Source organism: Arthrobacter sp. Br18, assembly GCF_000520555.1.
Taxonomy (GTDB): domain Bacteria; phylum Actinomycetota; class Actinomycetes; order Actinomycetales; family Micrococcaceae; genus Arthrobacter_D.
In genome coordinates, this window is record NZ_KI914888.1 from 1 (window position 1) to 5,652 (window position 5,652).

6 protein-coding genes are annotated in these 5,652 nt (G+C 64.3%); 3 read left to right on the forward strand and 3 right to left on the reverse strand.

Annotated features, from left to right (window positions below; translation table 11 throughout):
* Nucleotides 1-150: 150 nt before the first annotated feature.
* Together Y704_RS0115040 and Y704_RS0115045 are read right to left on the reverse strand one after the other, a co-directional pair.
* Nucleotides 151-420 carry a hypothetical protein gene (locus Y704_RS0115040; protein ID WP_026550730.1) on the reverse strand — a complete coding sequence of 90 codons (270 nt, stop codon included), beginning with the start codon at nt 418-420 and terminating at the stop codon, nt 151-153.
* A gap of 161 nt (nt 421-581) precedes the next feature.
* Entirely contained in the window at nt 582-1,061 is a 480-nt protein-coding gene (locus tag Y704_RS0115045; protein ID WP_026550731.1) for a hypothetical protein, read from the reverse strand.
* 328 nt (nt 1,062-1,389) lie between these two features.
* Here Y704_RS0115045 and nhaA point away from each other — a divergent pair, with 328 nt between their 5' ends.
* Complete coding sequence (gene nhaA, locus Y704_RS0115050) at nt 1,390-2,775, forward strand: Na+/H+ antiporter NhaA (RefSeq protein WP_026550732.1); 1,386 nt, start codon at nt 1,390-1,392, stop codon at nt 2,773-2,775.
* 20 nt (nt 2,776-2,795) lie between these two features.
* Here the strand turns inward: nhaA and Y704_RS0115055 are convergent, their stop codons facing one another.
* Nucleotides 2,796-3,626 carry a non-homologous end joining protein Ku gene (locus Y704_RS0115055; RefSeq protein WP_026550733.1) on the reverse strand — a complete coding sequence of 277 codons (831 nt, stop codon included), beginning with the start codon at nt 3,624-3,626 and terminating at the stop codon, nt 2,796-2,798.
* Between the two features lie 98 nt (nt 3,627-3,724).
* Here Y704_RS0115055 and Y704_RS22925 point away from each other — a divergent pair, with 98 nt between their 5' ends.
* Together Y704_RS22925 and ligD are read left to right on the forward strand one after the other, a co-directional pair.
* The gene (locus tag Y704_RS22925; RefSeq protein WP_051477180.1) at nt 3,725-4,237 is read left to right on the forward strand and encodes an SRPBCC domain-containing protein; all 513 of its coding nucleotides are present in this window, start codon (nt 3,725-3,727) and stop codon (nt 4,235-4,237) included.
* A 66-nt stretch (nt 4,238-4,303) separates the two neighbouring features.
* On the forward strand, nt 4,304-5,652 hold a 1,349-nt coding region (gene ligD / locus Y704_RS21740; RefSeq protein ID WP_216698991.1), incomplete at its 3' end, for a non-homologous end-joining DNA ligase.

Below are 5,652 nucleotides of genomic sequence, written 5' to 3' on the forward strand. Positions count from 1 at the left end.
GGTTCCCGCCCTTATCCGGCCCCTATTAGCGATATCCCTGGCGCCTATCGAATCCCGGTGACAGCACCCCCCGGATCATCTATGACAGGGGGAATAAATCATGCCGCGACCGACAGGCCAGCAACCCCATCCTTGCTCATCCAGGGGCTACTAAAAAGGTAACGGGGGGGCCAGGGTACCCGTTCTCACTGATCCCACCCCGGTGCCGGTTGCTGAGAACGAGGCGGAGGCGGAGGGAAGCTGGAACAGGGAACCAGGGCCGGCGCCGATGTGTGTTCCAAGGACAGGCACTGGTCCGGTCATCATCAGAACCAGGGCAACGACGATCAGCGTCGACCAGCGGCGCAGCACTGTTCGGGATGACTGGACCGCCAGCGGTGTTCCTGCCGTGGGGGAGAAGCCGCTGATGGTCACTGCCATGTCAGATGAAAGTCCTCCGAATTGTAATGTTCCTGCGTCAGCTCCGCGGATAGTCACGCGCGGAACTGACGCACTGCCCCTGCAGGTGCGTCACCGCAACAAATGTCCCCGGAGTGCGGGCAGCCCCCGGCGCAGGGAAAGGCCGACCTTCAGTCGGAGGCTTAGCTTGCGGCGAAGTGCAGCGGTACGGCGGCGGTCTTGCAGGCGTCCTGATTGGTGGCGAGGTTGTTCATGGTGACGGTGACCGTGCCCGAGATACTTGCTCCCGCGGCGATCTGCCCGGCGATGAACACGGGAGCGCCCACGGTGTAATCCGCGGCAGAGCAGTTAGCGACATCATCCCAGAGGATTCCACCGGGTTCTGCGACGGTGACGCGCACGGCGGCAAGGTTCTGGGAACCGGTGCCGGGGTTGGCCACGGTGAAAGACACGGTCTGGGCAGCACCGCCCGGGGTCAGCGGCACACCTGTAGCCGCACTGGTGGTCACAGTGAAGGGGGAAGCCGTACCGGTGGTTACTCCGCCGGTGCCCTCACCCATGGAGGACCAGAACGCGAAAGCGGCGCCTCCGCCGAGAACGAGGACCGCAGTGGTTACGGCAATTCTCTTTTTGCGGCTGGCGCGCGCGGAAAATGCACTCATGGAGAGCTCCTGTGGTGTGAGACCGGACGGTAGTGTGCGAGCACCATGCCCCAGACAATCGGGAACTCGCCCCCCATTGGGGCTACCGCTTCGCGTTGTACTGCATCAAAAGCAGTATGCGTAGCCTATTTCGATCTGATCCGCTGGTAACGCCCAGGCACACACCCATCCAGGGGCTCAGGTACTAAAAGCAACACCTGAAGACTGCTCGGTAGTCACGTCGAAGGTGTTCCAGTCCGCTATAGTTGGCCGTGGTGAGCCGGGAAGACTGGTCGGCGCTGTTGAAGCGAGCCCAACCAAAGGAATCCCCGTGGCCCACCCACCCCCACTGCCCGAGCACCAGCCCGTCGCTGCGGACGGAAAACGCGTCTTCCTCAGGAGCACCTATCCGGAGCACCTGAGGATCAGCTCGATCCTGCGCAAGGAGACGGTGGGCGGCGCGCTGTTGCTCCTGGCGACCGTCGCGGCGCTGGTCCTCGCCAATTCTCCGGCTGCCGACGGCTACTTCGCCGTGCGGGACTACCGATTCGGCTACGAACCCTGGCACCTTGAACTGAGTGTGGGTGCATGGGCTGCCGACGGGCTGCTCGCTATTTTCTTCTTCCTCGCAGGACTGGAGCTCAAGCGCGAATTCGTTGCCGGAGACCTTCGGAAGTTCGACCGGGCAGTTGTTCCGGTCGCTGCGGCCGTGGGCGGCGTCGTCGTTCCCGCGCTCGTCTACGTCGCCATCACCTTCACCGCCGGACCGGAAGCCCTGCGCGGTTGGGCCATCCCGACCGCCACCGACATCGCTTTCGCGGTGGCGGTGCTCGCCGTTGTGGGCTCGCACCTGCCCAGCTCGCTGCGGATCTTCCTCCTGACCCTCGCCGTCGTTGACGATCTCCTGGCGATCAGCATCATCGCCTTCTTCTACTCCAGCGATATTGCATCCACTCCGCTGCTGCTGGCGATCCTGCCGCTTGCCGCCTACGCCTTCCTCGCCCAGAAGTTTCCCCGGTTCTTCCAGCGCCGGGTGTGGGCGCCCTGGTTGATCCTGCTGCCCATCGGCTTCACCGTCTGGGCGTTGGTCCATGCCTCGGGGGTCCATGCGACGGTCGCGGGAGTCCTGCTGGGCTTCGCCATTCCAGTACTGCCGCCCAGGAAGTCGTTGCAGGAGGTCGACAAATCGGTGTCCGGTGACCTCGCGCAGGCACATGATATCGATCCCGAAGGCCTTGCCGACACGATGGAACACCGCATCCGGCCGATTTCGGCGGGGATCGCCGTCCCCATTTTCGCGTTCTTCTCCGCCGGTGTCGCCATCGGCGGAGCGGAGGGCTTCCTGAGCGCAGTCACAGACCCGATCGCGGTCGGCATCATGGTGGCGCTCGTGATCGGCAAGCCGGTGGGAATCCTCCTCGCCACATGGCTCGTCACCAAGACGAACAAGGCCAACCTCGATCCGGACCTCGGATGGGTGGACATCCTCGGCGTTGCCATGCTCGCGGGCGTCGGTTTCACCGTGTCGCTGCTGATCAGCGAACTCGGCTTCGGCCAGGGGACCCCCGAGGACGACCATGCCAAGGTGGCCATCCTCGCCGACTCCCTCATCGCGGCCCTCGTCGCCGCCGTGATCCTGCGGAGCCGGAACCGGCAATACCGCAAAATCGAGGAACGCGAAAAGATCGACGCTGACAACGACGGCGTTCCCGACGTCTTCGAGCGGAACGGTTAGGAATCAGCCCACGCGCGGTGCTACGCGCCCTTCTTTGAAGCAGGCTTTTGTGCCGCCGCCTTCTTCTCGCGGTTCTTCTCGACACTGCGGCGGAGGGCTTCCATGAGGTCGAGGACGTTGTCGCCGTCGTCATCGCCCGATTGCCCGCCGAAGGTCTCCTCGGTGTCGAGGGTGTCGCCCTTCTCGATCTTGGCGTCGATGAGGGTGCGCAGCTGCACCTGGTAGTCGTCGGTGAAGTTCCCGGGATCGAAATCGCTGGAGAAGGATTCCACCAGGGCGGCCGACATCTCCTTCTCCTTCGCGGAGATCCGCACTTTCTCCTCAAGTGCGGGGAAGGATGCGTCGCGCACCTCGTCATTCCAGAGCAGGGTCTGGAGCATCAGGACATCGCCGCGGACCCGGAGGGCCGCGAGCCGACTCTTCTGCCGCAGGGAAAACTGCACCACGGCAGTGCGGTCGGTGTCCTCGAGTGTCTTGCGCAGCAGGACATACGCCTTCGTCGAGGGAGAATCGGGCTCGAGGAAATAGGACCTGTCGAACAGAATGGGGTCGATCTGCGAGCTCGGCACGAACTCCACCACCTCGATCTCGCGGCTCTTCTCGACGGGCAGTGACGAGAGGTCGTCGTCGGTGAGCACCACGGTGCGCTCGCCGTCGTCGTAGGCCTTGTCGATGTGCTTGAAGTCCACGATCTCGCCGCAGATCTCACAGCGCCGCTGGTAGCGGATGCGGCCGCCGTCCTTGTCGTGGACCTGGTGCAGCGCAATATCGTGGTCCTCGGTGGCGCTGTAGACCTTCACCGGGACGTTGACGAGGCCGAAGGCGACGGCGCCCTTCCAGATGGCTCTCATGACTCAGTTTCCATGCACCAAGTGAACACCAGGCCGGCGAGCCTGCGCCAGAGCCTGCCGGGAACCCCGGGTCCCCGTCCGCCGTCTAGACTTGCCCAGTGACCTCCGAGACTTCAGAGCCCGCTGTACCCACCGAACCCTCGGTCAGCAAAAGGATCGACGACGACGGCGCCACGGTGCTCACGATCGAGTATCCCTTCGCTTTTCCGCCCGCCAAGCTGTGGAAGCACCTGACCGAGCCTGACAAGCTGAAGTACTGGTTTCCCTGCGAAATGGACATCCAGCCCCGCAAGGACACCGAGGTGAGCTTCACCTATGCCGACCAGCGGCCACTGCATGGGACTGTCCTCGAGGCCGAAAAGCCTTCCCTGCTCGCCTTCACCTGGGAGAAGGAGACACTGCGCTGGGAACTGAACCGGGCTGAGAACAACGGCTGCCGCCTGGTGCTCTCCATCATTGCCGGCAACCCCGCCCACCTCGGCACCATGGCGGCAGGATGGCACCTCACCCTGTCCGGACTGGATGATTTCCTCAGCGAGCGGGATCTCGGACAGGACCCCGCGCTCTGGCAGATCTACGTCGACCGCTACCGAGCGCAGTTCGCCGACTGATCTCCGGGGAAGGAAGCCTGCTGATCGGGGCTGGAATTCCCCTCCCATCCGGGCAAGACTTGAGTCATGACCACCCCGGGCTCCTCCACGCAGAGCGTTCGCGTGGATGGCAGGGTGCTGAAGCTGACCAGCCTCGACAAGGTGCTCTACCCGGAGACAGGTACCACGAAGGCTGACGTCCTCGGTTACTACGCCGCGGTGTCGGACCAGCTGATCCACGCCGCGGGGGATCGGCCGGTCACGCGGAAACGGTGGATCCACGGAGTGGGTACTCCGGACAGGCCGGAACAAGTATTCTTCCAGAAGAAGATTGATGCCGGGGCTCCGGTCTGGGTGCAGCGCCACACCATCGAACACAAGGACCACGCCAATGTGTATCCGATGGTCAACGACGCTGCCACACTGATGTGGCTGGCGCAGATCGCGGCGATCGAGATCCATGTTCCCCAGTGGCGCTTCGGAGCGCAGGGGCAGCAGTGCAACCCGGACCGCCTGGTTCTCGACCTCGACCCAGGCGAGGGTGTCGGATTGGCGGAATGTGCCGAAGTGGCACGGCTTGCGCGCGGAATCCTGCACGGCATGGGCCTCGACCCGCGGCCGGTCACCAGCGGATCCAAAGGCATCCATCTGTACTGTGACCTCGACGGCAAGCAGTCCTCGGAAGGTGTATCCGCCGTCGCGCATGAGCTGGCACGCGCCCTGGAGGCGGATCACCCCGATCTGGCCGTCAGTGACATGAAGAAGACGCGCCGCAGGGGACGGGTACTGGTGGACTGGAGCCAGAACAACAGCAACAAGACCACGGTGGCGCCCTACTCGCTTCGCGGCCGCTTCCAGCCCCTCGTGGCCGCGCCGCGGACCTGGGAGGAACTTGAGGACCCCGGCCTGCGCCAGCTCGATTACCGCAGCGTAATGCTGCGGGTGGAGGAGCTCGGGGACGTTTTTGCCGCCGGCGGTTCGCCCGCACGCACTGCCGGGGTGGTCCAGGCGGCGCCCTCGCTGTCAGCAGGGGACCGACTCTCGAAGTACCGCTCCATGCGGGACCCGGCGAAGACCCCCGAACCGGTTCTCGAGTCGCCGGGCGCCCCCGGTGGCAACAGTTTCGTCATCCAGGAGCACCACGCACGCCGGCTGCACTACGACTTCCGGCTCGAACACGACGGCGTGCTGGTGTCGTGGGCGGTACCCAAGGGACCCCCCACAGCACCCGACAGGAACCACCTCGCCGTGCAGACCGAGGATCACCCACTCGACTACGGCTCCTTCGAAGGGAATATTCCCAAAGGGGAATACGGCGCGGGGAAGGTGATCATCTGGGATTCCGGCACCTATGAGCTGGAGAAGTGGCGCGACGGCAAGGAAGTGATCTGTACCGTGCACGGGCGCGCAGACGGCGGACTGGCGCGCAACGGCTC

Bases quoted from the DNA above. Each gene is read 5' to 3' on its own strand.
- Y704_RS0115040 (WP_026550730.1), bottom strand. From the start codon at position 420: ATGGCAGTGACCATCAGCGGCTTCTCCCCCACGGCAGGAACACCGCTG.
- Y704_RS0115045 (WP_026550731.1), bottom strand. From the start codon at position 1,061: ATGAGTGCATTTTCCGCGCGCGCCAGCCGCAAAAAGAGAATTGCCGTA.
- Y704_RS0115055 (WP_026550733.1), bottom strand. From the start codon at position 3,626: ATGAGAGCCATCTGGAAGGGCGCCGTCGCCTTCGGCCTCGTCAACGTC.